General features: G+C 61.7%; 16 protein-coding genes. 8 read left to right on the top strand and 8 right to left on the bottom strand.

Annotated elements, in window-relative coordinates:
- The first annotated feature begins 168 nt into the window (after positions 1-168).
- Entirely contained in the window at positions 169-789 is a 621-nt protein-coding gene (locus AC193Q_RS09135; protein WP_047293535.1) for a cell wall hydrolase, read from the top strand.
- Here the strand turns inward: AC193Q_RS09135 and AC193Q_RS09130 are convergent.
- Complete coding sequence (locus tag AC193Q_RS09130; RefSeq protein ID WP_121186066.1) at positions 786-1,673, bottom strand: LysR family transcriptional regulator; 888 nt, start codon at positions 1,671-1,673, stop codon at positions 786-788. The genes AC193Q_RS09135 and AC193Q_RS09130 overlap by 4 nt on opposite strands.
- Before the next feature lie 103 nt (positions 1,674-1,776).
- Here AC193Q_RS09130 and AC193Q_RS09125 point away from each other — a divergent pair, with 103 nt between their 5' ends.
- On the top strand, positions 1,777-3,165 hold the full coding sequence (locus AC193Q_RS09125; protein ID WP_121186064.1) for an MFS transporter: 1,389 nt from the start codon (positions 1,777-1,779) through the stop codon (positions 3,163-3,165).
- On the opposite strand, the gene AC193Q_RS09120 is transcribed toward AC193Q_RS09125, so the two are convergent.
- Complete coding sequence (locus AC193Q_RS09120; protein WP_047293537.1) at positions 3,113-3,826, bottom strand: murein L,D-transpeptidase catalytic domain family protein; 714 nt, start codon at positions 3,824-3,826, stop codon at positions 3,113-3,115. The two genes, AC193Q_RS09125 and AC193Q_RS09120, sit on opposite strands and share 53 nt — an antisense overlap.
- Positions 3,827-3,976: 150 nt before the next feature.
- Between AC193Q_RS09120 and AC193Q_RS09115 the strand changes: the two genes are divergently transcribed.
- From AC193Q_RS09115 to AC193Q_RS09105, 3 genes are all read left to right on the top strand, one after another.
- A complete protein-coding gene (locus tag AC193Q_RS09115; protein WP_476283708.1) occupies positions 3,977-5,593 on the top strand; it encodes a L,D-transpeptidase family protein in 1,617 nt (538 codons plus the stop codon).
- 176 nt (positions 5,594-5,769) lie between these two features.
- On the top strand, positions 5,770-6,678 hold the full coding sequence (gene glsB, locus AC193Q_RS09110) for a glutaminase B (RefSeq protein ID WP_027611723.1): 909 nt from the start codon (positions 5,770-5,772) through the stop codon (positions 6,676-6,678).
- Between the two features lie 200 nt (positions 6,679-6,878).
- Positions 6,879-8,381: an aldehyde dehydrogenase family protein gene (locus AC193Q_RS09105; RefSeq protein ID WP_121186060.1), complete on the top strand. Its 1,503-nt coding sequence runs from the start codon at positions 6,879-6,881 to the stop codon at positions 8,379-8,381.
- Positions 8,382-8,536: 155 nt separating this feature from the next.
- Here the strand turns inward: AC193Q_RS09105 and AC193Q_RS09100 are convergent, their stop codons facing one another.
- The 3 genes from AC193Q_RS09100 to cynS all read right to left on the bottom strand — a co-directional run bounded on the left by AC193Q_RS09100 (position 8,537) and on the right by cynS (position 10,001).
- A complete protein-coding gene (locus AC193Q_RS09100; RefSeq protein WP_121186058.1) occupies positions 8,537-9,196 on the bottom strand; it encodes a carbonic anhydrase in 660 nt (219 codons plus the stop codon).
- Between the two features lie 12 nt (positions 9,197-9,208).
- Complete coding sequence (locus AC193Q_RS09095; RefSeq protein WP_121186056.1) at positions 9,209-9,451, bottom strand: DUF2790 domain-containing protein; 243 nt, start codon at positions 9,449-9,451, stop codon at positions 9,209-9,211.
- 82 nt (positions 9,452-9,533) lie between these two features.
- On the bottom strand, positions 9,534-10,001 hold the full coding sequence (gene cynS, locus AC193Q_RS09090; RefSeq protein ID WP_041073392.1) for a cyanase: 468 nt from the start codon (positions 9,999-10,001) through the stop codon (positions 9,534-9,536).
- A 120-nt stretch (positions 10,002-10,121) separates the two neighbouring features.
- Here cynS and cynR point away from each other — a divergent pair, with 120 nt between their 5' ends.
- Positions 10,122-11,006 (top strand): transcriptional regulator CynR, encoded by an 885-nt coding sequence (gene cynR, locus AC193Q_RS09085; RefSeq protein WP_483879434.1) that lies wholly within the window; start codon positions 10,122-10,124, stop codon positions 11,004-11,006.
- Between the two features lie 154 nt (positions 11,007-11,160).
- Here cynR and AC193Q_RS09080 read toward each other — a convergent pair whose 3' ends face one another.
- The 3 genes from AC193Q_RS09080 to AC193Q_RS09070 all read right to left on the bottom strand — a co-directional run bounded on the left by AC193Q_RS09080 (position 11,161) and on the right by AC193Q_RS09070 (position 14,571).
- Positions 11,161-11,490 carry a hypothetical protein gene (locus AC193Q_RS09080; protein WP_047293552.1) on the bottom strand — a complete coding sequence of 110 codons (330 nt, stop codon included), beginning with the start codon at positions 11,488-11,490 and terminating at the stop codon, positions 11,161-11,163.
- A 511-nt stretch (positions 11,491-12,001) separates the two neighbouring features.
- Positions 12,002-12,505 (bottom strand): GNAT family N-acetyltransferase, encoded by a 504-nt coding sequence (locus tag AC193Q_RS09075; RefSeq protein ID WP_121186052.1) that lies wholly within the window; start codon positions 12,503-12,505, stop codon positions 12,002-12,004.
- Between the two features lie 101 nt (positions 12,506-12,606).
- Positions 12,607-14,571, bottom strand: coding sequence for a DNA topoisomerase III (locus AC193Q_RS09070; RefSeq protein WP_121186050.1), 1,965 nt, complete (start codon positions 14,569-14,571; stop codon positions 12,607-12,609).
- Between the two features lie 280 nt (positions 14,572-14,851).
- Between AC193Q_RS09070 and AC193Q_RS09065 the strand changes: the two genes are divergently transcribed.
- Positions 14,852-16,258 carry a serralysin family metalloprotease gene (locus AC193Q_RS09065; RefSeq protein ID WP_121186048.1) on the top strand — a complete coding sequence of 469 codons (1,407 nt, stop codon included), beginning with the start codon at positions 14,852-14,854 and terminating at the stop codon, positions 16,256-16,258.
- A 227-nt stretch (positions 16,259-16,485) separates the two neighbouring features.
- Positions 16,486-16,854 carry a DUF427 domain-containing protein gene (locus AC193Q_RS09060; protein WP_121186046.1) on the top strand — a complete coding sequence of 123 codons (369 nt, stop codon included), beginning with the start codon at positions 16,486-16,488 and terminating at the stop codon, positions 16,852-16,854.
- Positions 16,855-16,943 lie beyond the last annotated feature (89 nt).

The raw sequence follows: 16,943 nt of genomic DNA, 5'->3' as shown, positions 1-16,943 counted from the left end.
ATGCGCGAAAGGCCCCCGGTCCGTGCAATGTCTTTTTCTTCATCGAGCCGGTTTTTCTGCGGAACGTTACGCCGGCCTTTGCCGTCTACACTCTCCGAAGGCCCCGGGAACCGGGGGTCTCCCCCACGAAACACCTTGCCCGGAACGGGCGCTGCCGGAAGAACTGACATGGGATTGAAATGGTTGGCTGGCTGTTTCGCAGTAACCCTGATGGCCGGTGTGGTGATGGCCACCGATCAGGCCCCGATCAAGGCCAAGGCCGAAGAAAAAGCCCAGGTGCTGGAAGAGAAAGCCGCTGACAAAGTCAGCGCGGCGCCGGCACCCAAATCCGAAGCGATCACACCGACTGAAGTACAAGCCGTGGACCCCGCCGGCACCGCGCCGCTGGACGACCCGATCACCTGTCTGGCACGCAGTATCTACTGGGAAGCCAAGGGGCGCGACACTGCGGAAATGCAGGCCGTGGCCAGCGTGGTGATGAACCGCCTGGGCCATGATGGCTTTCCCGACACCGTGTGTGCAGTGGTCAAACAAGGGTCGGAAACCAAGAGTTGCCAGTTTTCCTGGTGGTGCGATGGCAAGGCCGATCAGGTCAAGGAAGACGCTGAATACACCTTGGCCAAGGACATCGCCGGCAAGGCGCTCAACCGCCAGTTGCCGGATCGCACCCGTGGCGCGTTGTACTTTCATGATCGCAACGTGCACCCGAGTTGGGCCAAGGAGTACAAAAAGACCGCCGCGGTCGGCAAATTCCTGTTCTATAAACCGGCCGGCGGCGATGCGCGTTAGACGCAGACTTCCCGTACACAATTGCGCAACCAGCGGTGCGCCGGATCGGCGTCCATGCGCGGGTGCCAGAGCATCGATACGCTGATCGGCGGCATCCTGAAGGGCAGGGCGAAGCTGTGCAGGCCCATGCGCAGCTTGCTGGTGTGACGCTCTGGAACCGTGGCGATCAGGTCTGATTCGCGGACCAGCGTCAGCGCCGCCGAAAACCCGCCGAATGAAGTAACGATATCCCGCGTCAGACCCGCAGCCAGCAACGCTTCGTCCACCGGGCCGCTGCTGCGCCCGCGACGTGAGATGAGAATGTGCTGGCCGCCGGCGAAGCGTTTGCTGCTGATCTTGCCCGCACTCAATGGATGGCCCTCACGAACTACACCAATCCAGTGATCCTGAAACAGGATACGGCTGTGCAGCGCCGGGTCGGTGCTTTCATCGACCACACCGGTCTCCAGATCCACCCGCCCTTCACGTAGAAGGGTGCTGTCCTTGTCGGCCTTCTGCACAAAGCGCAGGCGCACGCCGGGTGCTTCTTCGGCGATGCGCGCGAGCAGGGCGGCGGCGAAGGTTTCAACAAAACCGTCGGTGTTGCGCAGGGTAAAGGTGCGCTGCAACTGGCCGGGGTCGAGAATCTCGGCGGGGCGCAAAGCGGCCTCGGCTTCCTGCACCAGCGTGCTGACTCGCTCACGCAACTCCAGCGCACGCGGGGTCGGCACCAGGCCACGCCCGGCGCGAACCAGCAACGGGTCGCCGGTGGTCTCGCGCAGCCGGGCCAGCGCACGGCTCATGGCCGACGGGCTCAGCCGCAGAATTTGCGCGGCGCGGGCGACGCTGCCTTCGCGCAGCAGTACGTCAAGGGTGATCAACAGGTTAAGATCCGGTGCGCTCATGACATGGCGTTCCATGCAGGTATCAAGTGCAAAGCATGCGTCTTGCGCCCTGCCTTGTCGAGACTCAGGCTATGCCGTCTGACCTTCGCACCAGGAGCGCCCGATGCCCGGATCCCCCTTGCCCCCTCAAGCCCGCTGGGCGCTGACCAGCCTGGCGCTGTCGATGTTGATGCCATCACTGGACACCAGCATCGCCAACGCCGGATTACCCACCCTGGCCGCCGCGTTCGATGCGACGTTTCAACAGGTGCAATGGATCGTGCTGGCGTATCTGCTGGCGGTCACCACGTTGATTGTCAGCGTCGGGCGTCTGGGCGATGTGTTCGGGCGGCGGCGATTGCTGCTGATCGGCATTGGCATTTTTACCAGTGCGTCGTTGTGTTGCGCACTGGCTCCGGGGCTTGGCTGGTTGATCGGCGCGCGGGCCGTGCAGGGCCTGGGCGCGGCAATCATGTTCGCCTTGACCGTGGCGCTGGTGGCGGATGCGGTGCCCAAAACGCGGGCGGGCAGTGCGATGGGCCTGCTCGCGACGATGTCGGCCACCGGTACCAGCCTCGGGCCGTCACTGGGTGGTCTGCTGATCGCGCATGTCGGCTGGCCGTCGATCTTTGTCCTCAACGTGCCCTTGGGCCTGCTCAACGCGTGGCTGGTTTATCGCTATCTGCCGGCGGATCGGCCGGTGCGGGCGGGTGTTACGTTTGATTATCTCGGCAGCGCAGTGTTGGTCTTGACGCTGGCGGCCTATGCGCTGGCGATGACGCTGGATGGATTCACCCTGGTGTTGCTGCTGTCGAGCGTAGGCGGGGCGGGGCTGTTTATTGCGGTCGAGATGAAAGCCAGAGCGCCGCTGATTCGTTTGTCTCTCTTCAACGACGCGCGGCTGAGCAGCAGCCTTGCGCTGACATTGCTGGTGACGACGGTGATGATGACCACGCTGGTGGTCGGGCCGTTTTACCTGAGCCGAGGCCTGGGGCTGGGCAGCACCGTGGTCGGCCTGGCGTTGTCAGTCGGGCCGCTGCTGGCCGCGTGTGGCGGGGTGCCGGCCGGGCGTCTGGTGGATCGCTTCGGTGCGCGGCGTGTGGTGCCGGGGGCGTTGCTCGGGATGGTCGGGGGTTGCAGCTTGTTGGCGTTGTTGCCGATGCGTCTCGGCCTGCCGGGGTATCTGTTGCCGATGGCGGTGATTGCCAGTAGTTACGCGTTGTTTCAGGCGGCGAACAATACCGGGTTGATGGCGACGGTCAGTCAGGATCAGCGCGGCGTGGTGTCGGCTTTGCTCGGGCTGTCGCGCAATCTCGGACTGATCACCGGCGCGGCGGTCATGGGCGCGGTGTTTGCCTCCGCTACCGGCAACCCGACGCAAGCCCCGGCCGAGGTCATTGGCAGTGGCTTGCACTGCACGTTCGGGGTTGCGGCGGCGCTGATGGTCATGGCCCTGATCGTCAGCTGGCGTGGCTACTCAAGATACTCGCCACCTGTTGTGGCTGGCAGTTGAGGTACGGCGAGGACTTCAGCCAGCGCTGATCCGGGTACCAGGAGAACATGAACTGGCCGTCCTTGAGTTTGTCGATCACCTGCTTTGCCACTTGCGGACGCACCGCCGGGCAACCCTGGCTGCGACCGATTCGGCCTTGACGCTTGCTCCACAGCGGATTCACGTAGTCGGCGGCGTGGATCACGATGGCGCGGTCGCGGGCCAGATCATTGAAGCCCGGCTCCAGACCGTCCATGCGCAGCGAATAACCATGGGTTCCCTCGTAACTTTCCTGGGTGCGGAACAGCCCGAGGCTGGACTGGTAGCTGCCTTCGCGATTGGAGAACTGAGTGGCGAAGTTTTCCCCGGAATTCGAACCGTGGGCGACCAGGTCGCGCAGCACCAGTTTCTGTCTGCTCAGGTCGAAGATCCACAGCCGGCGCGCGGTGGAGGGTTGCGAGTAATCGATGATCGCCAGATGGCGTGAGGGGCGCGCGCCATTGTTGACCGCGCATTGCATGGCGTTCAAGGCGCCTTTGAGCGCTTGGGGATTGAGTTCCGGCGCGGCGTGCGCGAGGCTGGTGAAGAGAACCGGCGATGGCTTGCCGGCGGCGAAAGCTGGGCTGCTCACGGCGACGAGGGTCGCGCTGGTCAGCAGAAGTCGGCGCAAAAACGTCAACATTTATACAGTGTCCTCACTGGCTACTTATTTGGCACTTTGGCTCCTGACTCCCAGTCATACCCGACAGACCCCTGTTTCGAGCCTGACTGTTCAGCGCACCTGATGTAAGGTTGACCGTCAATGAGACGGCCACGGATTGGAGTAAAGCAGTTGTTCAAAAAGTACGCATGCTACTTGAGCATTTGTTTGCTCGCTGCGCCGTTTGTCGCTTGTGCCGATGAACCCTTGCCGCCGTTGCAGACCCTGCCGACGCCGCCGGCGCAAATGCCGGTCGAACCACAAAGTCCGCTGCAAGCGGTGCTGATCGGTTTGCCTCAGGCATGCCCGGCGATTGCCGCACAGCTGAGTGGTCCGGCGCTGGCGCAACTGCAAGCGTTCTACCAGCAGCAGGACTGGCTGCCGGTGTGGGCCAGCGAGTCCGGGCGTTTGCCGGTCTTGCGTGCGCAGTTGCAGTTGTTGGCCGACGATGGCCTCAATCCCAAGCGCTATCCGGTGGCCGTCAATCCACCGCAGGACGGCGAGTTGTGTGCCGATATCGACATCAGCCGCTTTTATCTGCAAGCGCTGCAAGACCTGCATTTCGGGCGTCTGTTGCAGTCGCATTTCGAGCCGCTGTGGCATGCCGATGACACCCCGCGTGATCGTCAGGCGGAATTGCTGGCGATCGCGGTACCCGGCCTGCACGACATCAAAGCCGCGTTCGATCTGGCGCGTCCGCGTCTGGCGCAGTATCAAAGCCTGCGTCATCTCTATGCCAGCCAACGGCTGCAGGCCTTGCCGCACTGGCAGGCGGTGGGCAACGGCCCGCTGCTGCGCCCGGCGATGGAGGACAAACGCGTGCCGGAACTGGCCCAGCGGCTGTTCAACGAGGGCTATCTGACCCACGTCACCGGCACGCCCGGCAATGCCTATGAGGGTGTGCTGGTGGAAGCGGTGAAGAGCTTTCAGGCCAACCATTCATTGCAGGCCGACGGGGTAGTCGGGCCGGGGACGATTGCCGAGCTCAACATCAGCCCGCTGACGCGCCGCGAGCAGTTGCGGGTCAACCTCGAACGTTTCCGCTGGCTGGCGCAGGACATGGAGCCCAATGGCTTGCTCGTTAACGTCGCCGCCGCCGAACTGACCCTGTATCAGGGCGGCGTGCCGGTCTGGCAGACCCGTACCCAGGTCGGTCGCGCCGAACGGCAGACCCCGCTGCTCAAATCCCGGGTCACGCGCCTGACCCTGAACCCGACCTGGACCGTGCCGCCGACCATCTGGAAAGAAGACAAACTGCCGGCGATCCGCAAGGATCAGACCTTCCTCAGCCGGCAGAACCTGCAAGTCCTCGACGCCCATGGCCAGCCGTTGGCCGCGGCGGATATCGACTGGGACAATCCCGGCAACATCATGCTGCGCCAGGAGGCCGGGCCGCGGAATCCGCTGGGGCAATTGGTGATCCGCTTCCCCAACCCGTTCGCCGTGTACCTGCACGATACGCCGAGCAAGGCCCTGTTCGACAAAGGCCCGCGCGCTTTCAGCTCGGGCTGTGTGCGGGTCGAGCACCCGATGCAACTGCGTGACCTGCTGTTGACCCCGGCGGAACGTACGCGCACCGACACCTTGCTCGCCACCGGCAGCACCCACGAATTCCGCCTGTCGGCACCGGTGCCGATCCTGATGACCTACTGGACGGCGCAGGTCGGCAAGGATGGGCAGGTGCGTTATGCGCCGGATATCTACAGCCGTGACAGTGCGCTGCTCGCCGGCCTCGACGGGGCACACTGACCGATCTCTGTAGGAGCTGCCGCAGGCTGCGATCTTTTGATGTTGCCCCTCAAAATCAACATCAAAAGATCGCAGCCTTCGGCAGCTCCTACAGGTGTTGTGTGATTCCGCAAGCTTGCGCAGCGTCTAGCCCCAGTGTCCCCGCAATCCCATGGGGCGAGACTTCGGAACCCGGCATGCAAGCGCTGTTGAACGAGATTCTTGACGCTGTCCGGCCCCTGATCGGGCAGGGCAAAGTGGCTGACTACATTCCCGCCCTCGGCACCGTGCCGGCCAATCAACTGGGCATCGCCGTGTACGGCAACGACGGCGAAATGTATTGCGCCGGCGATGCCGAGACGCCGTTCTCGGTGCAGAGTATCTCCAAGGTGTTCAGCCTGGTGCAGGCCATCGAGCATTCCGGCGAGGCGATTTGGGAGCGTCTGGGTCACGAGCCGTCCGGCCAGCCGTTCAACTCGCTGGTGCAGCTGGAGTTCGAGCGTGGGCGCCCCCGTAATCCGTTCATCAACGCCGGGGCGCTGGTGATCTGCGACATTAACCAGTCGCGTTTCGCCGCGCCGGCCCTGTCGATGCGTGATTTCGTGCGGCGCCTGTCGGGCAATCCGCAGGTGATCGTCGACGGCAAAGTCGCCGAATCCGAATACCAGCACCGCGCCCGCAACGCGGCCATGGCGTACCTGATGCAATCGTTCGGCAACTTCCACAACGACGTCGAAGCGGTATTGCGCAGCTACTTCAGCCACTGCGCGTTGCGCATGAACTGTATCGACCTGGCGCGGGCGTTCTGCTTCCTCGCCAACGACGGGTTCTGCAAGCACAGCGGCGAACAGATCCTCACCCGGCGCCAGACGCAGCAGGTCAACTCGATCATGGCCACCAGCGGCCTGTACGACGAGGCCGGCAATTTCGCCTATCGCGTCGGCCTGCCGGGCAAGAGCGGGGTCGGCGGCGGGATTGTCGCGGTGGTGCCGGGGCAATTCAGCGTGTGCGTGTGGTCGCCGGAACTCAATGCTGCCGGCAACTCGCTGGCTGGGATGGCGGCGCTGGAAATGCTCAGTTCGCGGATTGGCTGGTCGGTGTTCTGACCCAATCTTTCAAACACTGCAAAACTTTGTGGGAGCTGGCTTGCCAGCGATAGCGGTGGTTCAGCAACGTCAATGCCGGGCTTGCCGGCCTCATCGCTGGCAAGCCAGCTCCCACAGGTTTGCTGGTGTTTGTAGAAGGTGTGTTTCAGCGCAGAATCCGCTACATTTTCCGGCCGCCCCTCATATGGTGAATCCGCTTCATGTCTCTTGCGCTCGAACGTCTAGTCGCCGGCACGCCGATCCCTTTCGCTGGTAACCGCGTGACCGTGGTCAGCCCCGAACTGGCGGCGCGGTTTCAGCCCGGTGACCACCTTTTGGTCGAGCAGGTGAGTGGCGAGCTGTTGCTGATTCCGGTGGTCGATCAACAGGCCGCTGCGGTAGCCATCGAACGCGCTGAAGCGGCTTTCACTGCTTTGTCGGCGGTGACCGACCAAGCCATCAGTCGTTTCTTCGATCTGTTCGCCCAACGTCTGGAAACCCCGGAATGCTGGAGCCTGATCGAAGCGGCAAACCTGGCCGACATCGAACGCGCCAAGGCCCGTGGTCGCTCCACCACCCGGCTGCTTGCCGACGAGCGCATGCGCCGTGACATGATCGCCGGTCTGCGCGCCTGGCGGGATGCGCCGGCCACGCGCGGCAAGGTCATCAGCAGCGTCGAACACGACGGCTGGAAAGTCGAACAAGTGGTGTCGCCGCTGGGCATTGTGGCGTTCGTGTTTGAAGGGCGGCCGAACGTGTTCGCCGATGCCGCCGGCGTACTGCGCACTGGCAACACCGCGGTGCTGCGCATCGGCAGCGATGCGTTGGGCACCGCGCAAGCGATCGTCACTCACGCGCTGAACCCGGCGCTGGCCGATGCCGGTCTGCCGGTGGGGGCGGTGTCGCTGGTGGAAAGCGTCAATCACGCCGCCGGTTGGGCGATGTTCGCCGACCGGCGTCTGTCGCTGGCGGTGGCCCGGGGTTCGGGGCGTGCCGTCAGCCAGTTGGGCAGCATCGCCCAGCAGGCGGGCACAGCGGTCAGCCTGCACGGCACTGGTGGCGCGTGGCTGATAGCCGATCGTGATGCCGATGCCACACGCTTCGCCGCCGTGGTGCGTCACTCGCTGGATCGAAAAGTTTGCAACACGCTGAACGTTTGCCTGATTCAACGCGACCGTGTCGCCGAACTGCTGCCGTTGTTCCTCGATGCGCTCAAACAAGCGGGCACAGCACGCGGGCAGGGCTGCAAACTGCACATCGTCGCGGGCAGTGAAAGCTATCTGCCGGCCGAGTGGCAGAACGCGACGGTCGAGGTCTATCGCGCCGAGGGGTATCAGACCGAGGCCTTGGCCGAAGCGCTGGCGGAGTCCGATTTGGGTCGCGAGTGGGAATGGGAAGAAACTCCGGAAGTCAGTCTGATGATCGTCGATGATCTGGATCAGGCGATCGCGCTGTTCAACCGCTACAGCCCGCAGTTCACGGTGTCGCTGATCAGCGAGGATGCGGCGGCCCAGGAACGTTTCTACAACGCGGTGAACGCGCCGTTTGTGGGCAACGGGATTACCCGTTGGGTCGATGGGCAGTACGCGCTGAACAAGCCAGAGCTGGGGCTTTCGAACTGGGAGAGCGGGCGCTTGTTTGCGCGCAGTGCGATTCTTTCGGGGGATGGGGTGTTTACGGTGCGTAGCCGTATGACGCAGGTCGACCTCAGCGTAAAACGCTGAAAACGCCTTATCCCGATTGATGCACACCGGCCCTGTGGTGAGGGGATTTATCCCCGATGGGGCGCGAAGCGGCCCCAAGAGATCGGGCCTGCTGCGCAGTCCATCGGGGATAAATCCCCTCGCCACAAGTTCCTCTTCACCTCAGCGGATTTGTATCAGGCGGCTGCGCTGGCGTTTGCCTGAATGGCACACGTCGCCGGTTGCTCATCCAGTGGCACAAACGTACGGCGGTCCGCCGCCAGCGCGTCGATTGACCCGGTCTCGATGTCATAGACCCAGCCATGCAGGTTCAGCAGGCCTTTTTCCTGGGCCAGGCGCACGCTTGGGTGGGTCTGAATGTTCGCCAGTTGCGCGATCACATTTTCCCGCACCATCGAACTCAATTTCGCCGCGTCATTGGCGTGCGGTCGTGCCTCGTTCACCACTTTCGCCGACTCGGCATGTTGCAGCCAGCCGCTGACGGCGGGCAGGTGATCCATGCATTTGCATTGGGCAATCGCGGTCATCGCGCCGCAATCGGAGTGGCCGCAGATCACGATGTCAGTCACCCCAAGCACCGCCACCGCATATTCCACCGTCGCCGACACCCCGCCCGGATGCGGGCTGTAGGACGGCACGATATTGCCCGCGTTGCGGATCACGAACAGTTCACCGGGTTCTTGCTGGGTCAGCAGTTCCGGGACGACGCGGCTGTCGGAACAGGTGATGAACAAGGTCCCGGGTTGTTGAGTGGTCGCCAAGTGTTTGAACAGTTCGGTGCGTTGCGGAAACGCCTCGTTCTGGAACTTCAGGAAGCCTTCGATCAGGTTTTTCATGGTGTTGTCCTCTCAGTTCGAACAGCCGGTGCCGAATTCGCTGTATTGAAGAATGTGTTTTGCGCCGTGGCTGTCGAGGTAGGTCATCTCGACCGGTACAACGCCGCAGACGTCGGCGACCGGGGTGATGCTCACGACTTCAGCAATATCCAGCGCCATGCCGTAGCGGTAGGCAATGGCCTCTTCATCAGCCTGGGCCTGGGCGGCGAGGCCGGCGAGCAGGGCCAGGGTCAGGGTCAACAGAATTTTGCGCATGGGGCAGCCTCCAGGCGGATGTGGTGACGATTTGGTAATTCGGGTTTGGATGGGCCCGCACCTCAGATGCGGGCCGGGTGGATCAGAACGGACGCAGTGGCAGGAACTTGCCGTCGAGGGTGACCACGGCGCGGGAGCCGCCTTCCGGGTCTTCGACTTTCTTGATGTCGAGCTTGAAGTTGATGGCGCTGATGATGCCGTCACCGAACTGCTCGTGGACCAAGGCTTTGAGGGTGGTGCCGTAGATCTGGATCATCTCGTGGAAGCGGTAGATGGTCGGGTCGGTCGGCACGCCGCTGAGGCTGCCGCGCAACGGGATGATCTGCAGGGCGGCAACGGCGTCGGCGTCCAGTTCAAGCTTGGCGCCGACCACTTGCGCGGCGTCTTGCGGCAAAGGGTGCTGGCCGAGCAGGGCCGCGGTGACGTAGGCCAGGCTCAGGCCGGTGTCGTCGGCCAGATCCTGCCACGACAGATTTTTGCGGGCCTTGATATCGAGAATGCGGGTGGTCAGGGCCAGGCTGGCATCGTTGTAAGCGTGGGACTGTTGCATGGTGTCGCTCCTTTCAAGGTTGGCTTGCTGTGTGGGAGCCATCTTCTGCCGGTTGATCCATAGCGTCCAAGACCGATATACAATGCTTCGCATAAGTCCTGCCTATAGATGGTGAGCCCGATGCTGTTGCGACATTTGCGTTATCTGCTGGCCGTGGCCGACCACGGCGGATTCACCCGGGCGGCGGAGGCGTTGCACGTGTCGCAGCCGACCTTGTCGCAACAGATCCGCCAACTTGAGGAAACTCTGGGGGTGGCCCTGTTTGATCGCACTTCGCGCACGGTCAAGGCCACCGATGCCGGCGAGGCTTACATTGAGTGTGCGCGGCGGGTGCTGGTGGAGCTGGAGGCGGGCAAGCGGGCATTGCATGACGTGAAGGATCTGTCCCGTGGCAACCTGCGTCTGGCCATGACCCCGACCTTCATGGCGTATCTGGTCGGGCCGTTGGTGCGTGATTTCGCGGCGCGCTACCCGGGTATCCATCTGCAGATTCTCGAGCTGTCGATGGACGATATCGAGGCGGGACTGGCGGACGATTCGCTGGACATCGCGATTGCCTTTACCCCGGTGCGCCACCCCGATCTCGAGTGCATTCCGGCGTTTACCGAAACCCTGGGGATCATGGTCGGGCGCGAGCACCCGCTGTACGACAGCAGCGGGGTACTGACGTCGAGTGACCTTGCACAGCTGGATTTCGCCTTGCTGGCACCGGACTTCATTACCCGGTTATCAATCGATGAATATTTTCGTCAGTTAGGGATCACGCCGCAGGTGCGAATCGAGGTGAACTCGGTGAGCACGTTGCTGGAGGTGGTGCGACATGCGCCGATGGCGACGATGTTGCCCGAGGCGATTGCGACCGAAGACCGGGCGTTGCGCAGGCTGCCAATCGAGAACGAAGCGCCGCAGCGTGGGGCGGCGTTGTTGCGCCGGCGCAATAATTATCACAGCGCGGCAGCGCTGGCGTTCATGAACCTGGTACTGGAACTCAATATCCCCCTGTAGGAGCTGCCGAAGGCTGCGATCTTTTGATCTTGATCTTAAAAAACAAAATCAAAAGATCGCAGCCTTCGGCAGCTCCTACAGTGCAGTTTCAGGGAGCAATAAAAAGGGCCTGCTTCTTTTGGAAGCAGGTCCTTTTATTGATTGAAGTTGTAACTCAGCAAAACCGGTCAATCACCCGAACTTCATTCTTGTTCTGCATCGAATCCCACGCCTGTTTCAGCGTCTGCAGCACATTGCCGATGAAGTCTTTATCGGCCGCGGCTTTTTTGCCGACATAACCGTGGCCACGGCGGTACATCTTCAGGCGGGCCAGCAGGTTCTGGTTGTTGCGGTCGAATTCTTCTTCACCAGCGTGGGGCGACAGGCAGTCGATATGCACCTGACCCGACTTGCTGATCCAGAGAATGTGGCTGTCGTGGCTGTCTTTTTGCGCCGCGAACATACGAGCCAGTTCTTCGATAGTAGGTTGATTGTTCAGATTCATGATGTTTGCCCCTTGACCAGTCTGGTGATCTTTCAAAGTTGATTCGCTAATACAGGTAGCCCATCGGTTAGTTGATCCCTGGCACCGAAACCAGGACGTCAGCGGTCGCCCGTGAGAAGTACGGGGTCATGCGTCTGTTGCATGTAGTCGTGTTGAATAACTGCTACGCAATAGCGTCACAACGAGGAGAAGCAGCGAAAACCGGGAGGCTCCTTGACGACGTTTTCAGGGTCGACCACAAGCATCTTGAGAATTTTCGCCAGCGCTTCTCGTCCTTGTACTGGACGTTCAGGCCAGGTCAGCTTCTTCAATCTGCCTTGTGGGCAGCGTGTATCCGGAAAAAACAACTCGGCGGTCAGACGAGTTTGCTCAAGCGTGTTACCGATGTTCCCGATCGGGGAACGTCTTCATCATGCAAAAGCAAAACGACGCCGTCAACGGTTTTGTAGTGATTATTTTTGATCACTACATATTGTCGGACAAAGCTGTTTTGGAATGAGAAAAGTTCCGTTCAGGCAACGGACGCGGGGCTGTGAAAGATGTAGAAGGTGCAGGGATAACCGTCGACCGAACGCTGCTGGCGGACGAACTCACCACCGCTCAATTTGGGGATCAACCGGGCCCAGAAGTGCCGTGCAGGCAGGTTGGCGTCGATATGAAAAATCTGCCACTGACCGGGCAAACGACTCAAGAGGGCAGAGACGACAAACTGCGCGACGCCTTGGCCACGGAAGCGTCGGGTGAGGAAGAGGTAGCTGATGTTGTATTCAGTGCCGTCGATGTGGGTGTCATTGTCGACGATCACGAACCCGGCCAATTCGCTGTCGATGCGGATCAGGAACGGCTGGGTAGCTGGATTGCGCCAGTAGTCGTCTTTCGGCTGAATACTGAAGAAGCCATGTTCGCCGAGTTTCAGTGGTAGCCATTGGCTGAAGTCGTACATGTAGAACTGCATGAGGTTTTCGATGGTTTGCAGTTCGTCGCGGTGGGCGGGGTGCAGTTCGATGGTGGGCATTGGGGGGAACTCCTGAAGATTGCGGCTTCAGTATTGTCGAATCATACCTTGTGGCGAGGGGATTTATCCCCGATGGGCTGCGAAGCGGCCCCAGCTTTTCCTTAAACCGGGGGACTGCTGCGCAGTCCATCGGGGATAAATCCCCTCGCCACAGTTGCCCCGGCGGTTTTGCTTCGGGTCGATTTGCGTTTCTTTTTCCACCGCGCGGCAGCCTTGCCGGCCGGTGGCGGGCCGCTGATGGTCAGGTTCAGGGCCGAACAGCGGGTGATCTGCTTGCTCATCCACGCCGCCTGTTTGGTGACGAACTCTTCCAGACTCATCTCGCCGTTCTGCACCATGTCCAGCGCCTGCTCCCAGATGGCGGTGGTGCCGGGATCGGCAATCGCCCGCGGTACGGCGTCGATAAGGCTGAAGGCCGGCGGGGTCGCGGCCAGCGCCTTGCCGTTCTTCACCAGATAACCACGATCCAGCAGGCCCTGAATGATCGAGGCGCGCGTGGCTTCGGTGCCGATGCCGGTGGTGTCCTTGAGTTTCTGTTTGAGCAGCGGATCTTCCACCAGTCTGGCGACGTTCTTCATCGCCTTGATCAGATCGCCTTCGGTGTAGGGTTTCGGCGGCTGCGTCCAGAGGTCCTTGAGGTTCACGCCGGCCACGGCGCAATCGATACCCTGGCTTAGCGCCGGAAGCGTTTGTGGGGCTGGCGCTTCACGGCCCTTGGCCGGGGCGAGGGCTTCAGGCAGGGCACGTTTCCAGCCCGGTTCAATGATCTGCTTGCCGACCGCGCGCAACGCTTCACCGGCGCAATCGAAATCGGCCTGAGTACGATCGTATTCATGGTTGGGCAGGAATTGCGCCAGATAACGCGCGCGAATCAGGGTATAGACCGCCCGGTGTTTGCCGCTCAGGCGTTCGAGATTTTTCGCCGCAGCCGTGGGGATGATGCCGTGGTGGGCGCTGACCTTGGCGTCGTTCCACGCTCGGGAGCGACGCTGCGGGTCGAGGTGACCGTTCAGCGCGTCGAGGCTCGGGTCGGCCTGACGCAGTGCCGCAAGTATCCCCGGCGCTTCGCTGTGCTGGCTCAGCGGCAGAAAGCCGCAATCGCTGCGCGGGTAGGTGATGACCTTGTAGGTTTCGTAGAGCGCCTGGGCGATGTCGAGGGTTTCCTGGGCGCCGAGACCGAGTTTCTTCGAGCAGACTTCCTGCAGGGTGCCCAGATCGAAAGGCAGCGGTGCCACTTCACGCATGCGCTCGGTGCGTAGCTTCATCACCCGCGCAGTGTCGGCATTGCTGATTGCCGCCGCCGCTTGTTGCGCCAGTGCCTGATTCAGACAGCGATCCTGATCGTCGCAAACGTTGCTGGGCGCACGCCATTGCGCAGTGAACCGCGTGCCGTCGTGCAGCAGTTGCACATCGATCGCCCAATACGGTACCGGGACGAAATCGGCGATGCTGCGGTCGCGATCCACCACCAGTCGCAGCGTCGGCGTTTGTACCCGACCGACCGGCAGCACGCCCTGATAGCCGGACTGCCGGCCCAATAGAGTGAACAGGCGGCTCATGTTCATGCCGATCAGCCAGTCCGCCCGCGAGCGACCCAGCGCCGAGTGATACAGGCTGAAGGTTTCCGCTCCCGGCTTCAGCGCGGCCAGAGCCTTGCGAATTGACGCCTCGTCCAGCGCCGACAGCCACAAGCGCCGGATCGGCCCGCGATAGCGGCAGTGCTCGACCAGTTCCCGGGCAATCATCTCGCCCTCACGGTCGGCGTCGGTGGCGATGATCAGCTCGCTGGCCTCGCCGAGCAGGCGCTTGACCGCCTTGTACTGGCTGGCGGTGCGCGGCTTGACGGTCATTTTCCACTTGTCCGGGATGATCGGCAGATCCGCCAGTACCCAGCGTTTGTAGCGCGCGTCGTAGGCATCCGGCGGTGCGGTTTCCAGCAGATGGCCGATGCACCAGGTCACTGTGACGTCCGTCCCCAGCCAGCAGCCGTCGCCGCGACGCCTGGCGCCCAGCACGGCCGCGATGTCTTTGGCCTGGGAAGGTTTTTCACAGAGGTACAGCCGCATAACCACCGTCGTCGATCAGTTCACTGGAGGTGCACAGAATGGCCGCAGTTGGCGCTCGGGGCAACTTTTATCTGTATGGATATACAGATCAAAACATTGCCGGAGATGACCGGTATTACCGGGACGTCGCGAGCGGCTATCGAGAAATCGATTGGCAAGGCAGTTGACGCCCGTGTCAGGTTCACCGGGCTTCTCAGAAACGCGAGTGACCGGGGCGATCTCGCTAGTGGATCGCCGTGCTCGACGCGTACTGCCAACTCTGAAACAAGGAAGTCCCACAATGGCTCAAGCCAAAGCGAAAACCAGCAGCGCCTATGACGAAGTGAACGCCTTCAGCCACCTGTACGACCGTGGCGTCGGCCTGGTGAACGGCAAACCGTCATTCACTGCCGACCAGGCGGCTGACGAAATCCTGCGCAAAAACCTGTCGTGGCACGACAAGAACGGCGACGGCAAAATCTCCCTGACTTACACCTTCTTGACCGAGAAACCGGCGAACTACAACCCCAACCTCGGCAATTTCAGCCAGTTCAGCGCTCAACAAAAGGCTCAGGCCCTGCTGTCGATGCAATCCTGGGCCGACGTGGCCAAGGTGACCTTCACCGAGGGGCAAGGCGGCGACGGCCACATGACCTTCGGCAACTACGACGTCAGCACTGGCGGTGCGGCGTTCGCCTACCTGCCGAGCGGCGGCAGCTATGATGGCCAGTCGTGGTACCTGATCAACAACCAGTATCAGGTCAACAAGACCCCGGACACCAACAACTACGGGCGTCAGACCCTGACCCACGAGATCGGTCATACCCTTGGCCTGTCGCACCCGGGCGCCTACAACGCCGGCAACGGCAACCCGACCTACAACGACGCCAAATATGCCGAAGACACCCGTGGCTACAGCCTGATGAGCTACTGGAGCGAAGCCAACACCGACCAGAACTTCAGCAAGGACGGCAGCGGCGCCTACGCCTCGGCACCGCTGCTGGACGATATCGTCGCCGTGCAAAAACTCTACGGCGCCAACTATGAGACTCGCGCCGATAACACCACCTACGGTTTCGGCTCCAATACCGGGCGCGATTACTACAGCGCCACCTCGGCGTCGTCGAAGCTGGTGTTCTCGGTATGGGACGGTGGCGGCGATGACACGTTGAACTTCTCCGGTTTCACCCAGAACCAGAAAATCAACCTCAATGAAGGCGCGTTCTCCGATGTCGGCGGGCTGGTCGGCAACGTGTCGATCGCCTATGGCGTGACCGTGGAAAACGCCGTTGGCGGTTCCGGCAATGACCTGCTGATCGGAAACTCGGCCGTCAACCATCTGTTCGGCGGAGCCGGCAACGACATCCTTTACGGCGGTGGCGGCGCGGATGTGCTGTGGGGCGGCGAGGGTGCGGACACCTTCGTGTTCGGTGCGGCCAGTGACTCGACCAACAACCAGCCGGACTGGATCATGGATTTCAAAAGCGGCGTGGACAAGATCGACCTCTCGGGCATCGCCGGTTTCGCCACGGGCGCGGCCACGCTGAACTTCGTCAGCGGTTTCACCGGCCATGCGGGCGATGCAATCCTGACTTATTACGCACAGAGTGGTCAGACCGGGCTGCTGATCGATCTGACGGGGCAGGGTGAGGTGGACTTTGCCGTCGGTGTGGTGGGGCAGGCGCTGGCGACGGATATCGTGGTTTGAGCTGATCCTGACTGACACCGATTCAGGGCAACTATCGTCCTGTGGCGAAGGAGCTTGTCGAATCGTCGCACCGTCCCGCTCGGCGGCGAAGCCGTCGCAAACTCGGAAATCGCGTTATACCTGACACACGCGATTCCCGGATTCAGGGCTGCTACGCAGCCCAGCGGGACGGTGCGACGATTCGACAAGCTCCCTCGCCACAGTTCATTTGTCCCTGGAGACCCCCCATGAGCACCACCGGCCTCAATCCCGTCATCACCCTCGAAGAACTCCCCGGTTGCCTGCTGGTGAAATTCCACGGCATCCAGGTCGCGGCGTCCTCGCATGTGCTGGTCCTCCATGAGGCCAACTACCCGCCGGTGTACTACGTGCCCCGCGAGGACATCGACGAAAAATACTTCGCCCGCACCGACCACACCAGTTATTGCCCGTACAAGGGCGATGCCAATTACTTCAGCTTGCAAATACCGGGGCATGAGGCGGCGAATGCGGTGTGGACGTATGAGAAACCGAAAATCTCGGTCGAGCAGATCAAGGACTATGTGGCGTTTTATCCGGATCAGGTGAAGTTCGAGGTGATCAAGGCGGATGCTTAGTTCCTGGAAGAAGAGATTCAATTGTGGCGAGGGGATTTATCCCCGATGGACTACGTAGTAGTCCCATTTTTCACGGGGGGCGCACGCAC

This window comes from Pseudomonas sp. F2 (genome assembly GCF_057174385.1).
Note: the sequence above shows the minus strand (reverse complement) of the source record. Positions and strands in the feature narration are given on the sequence as shown.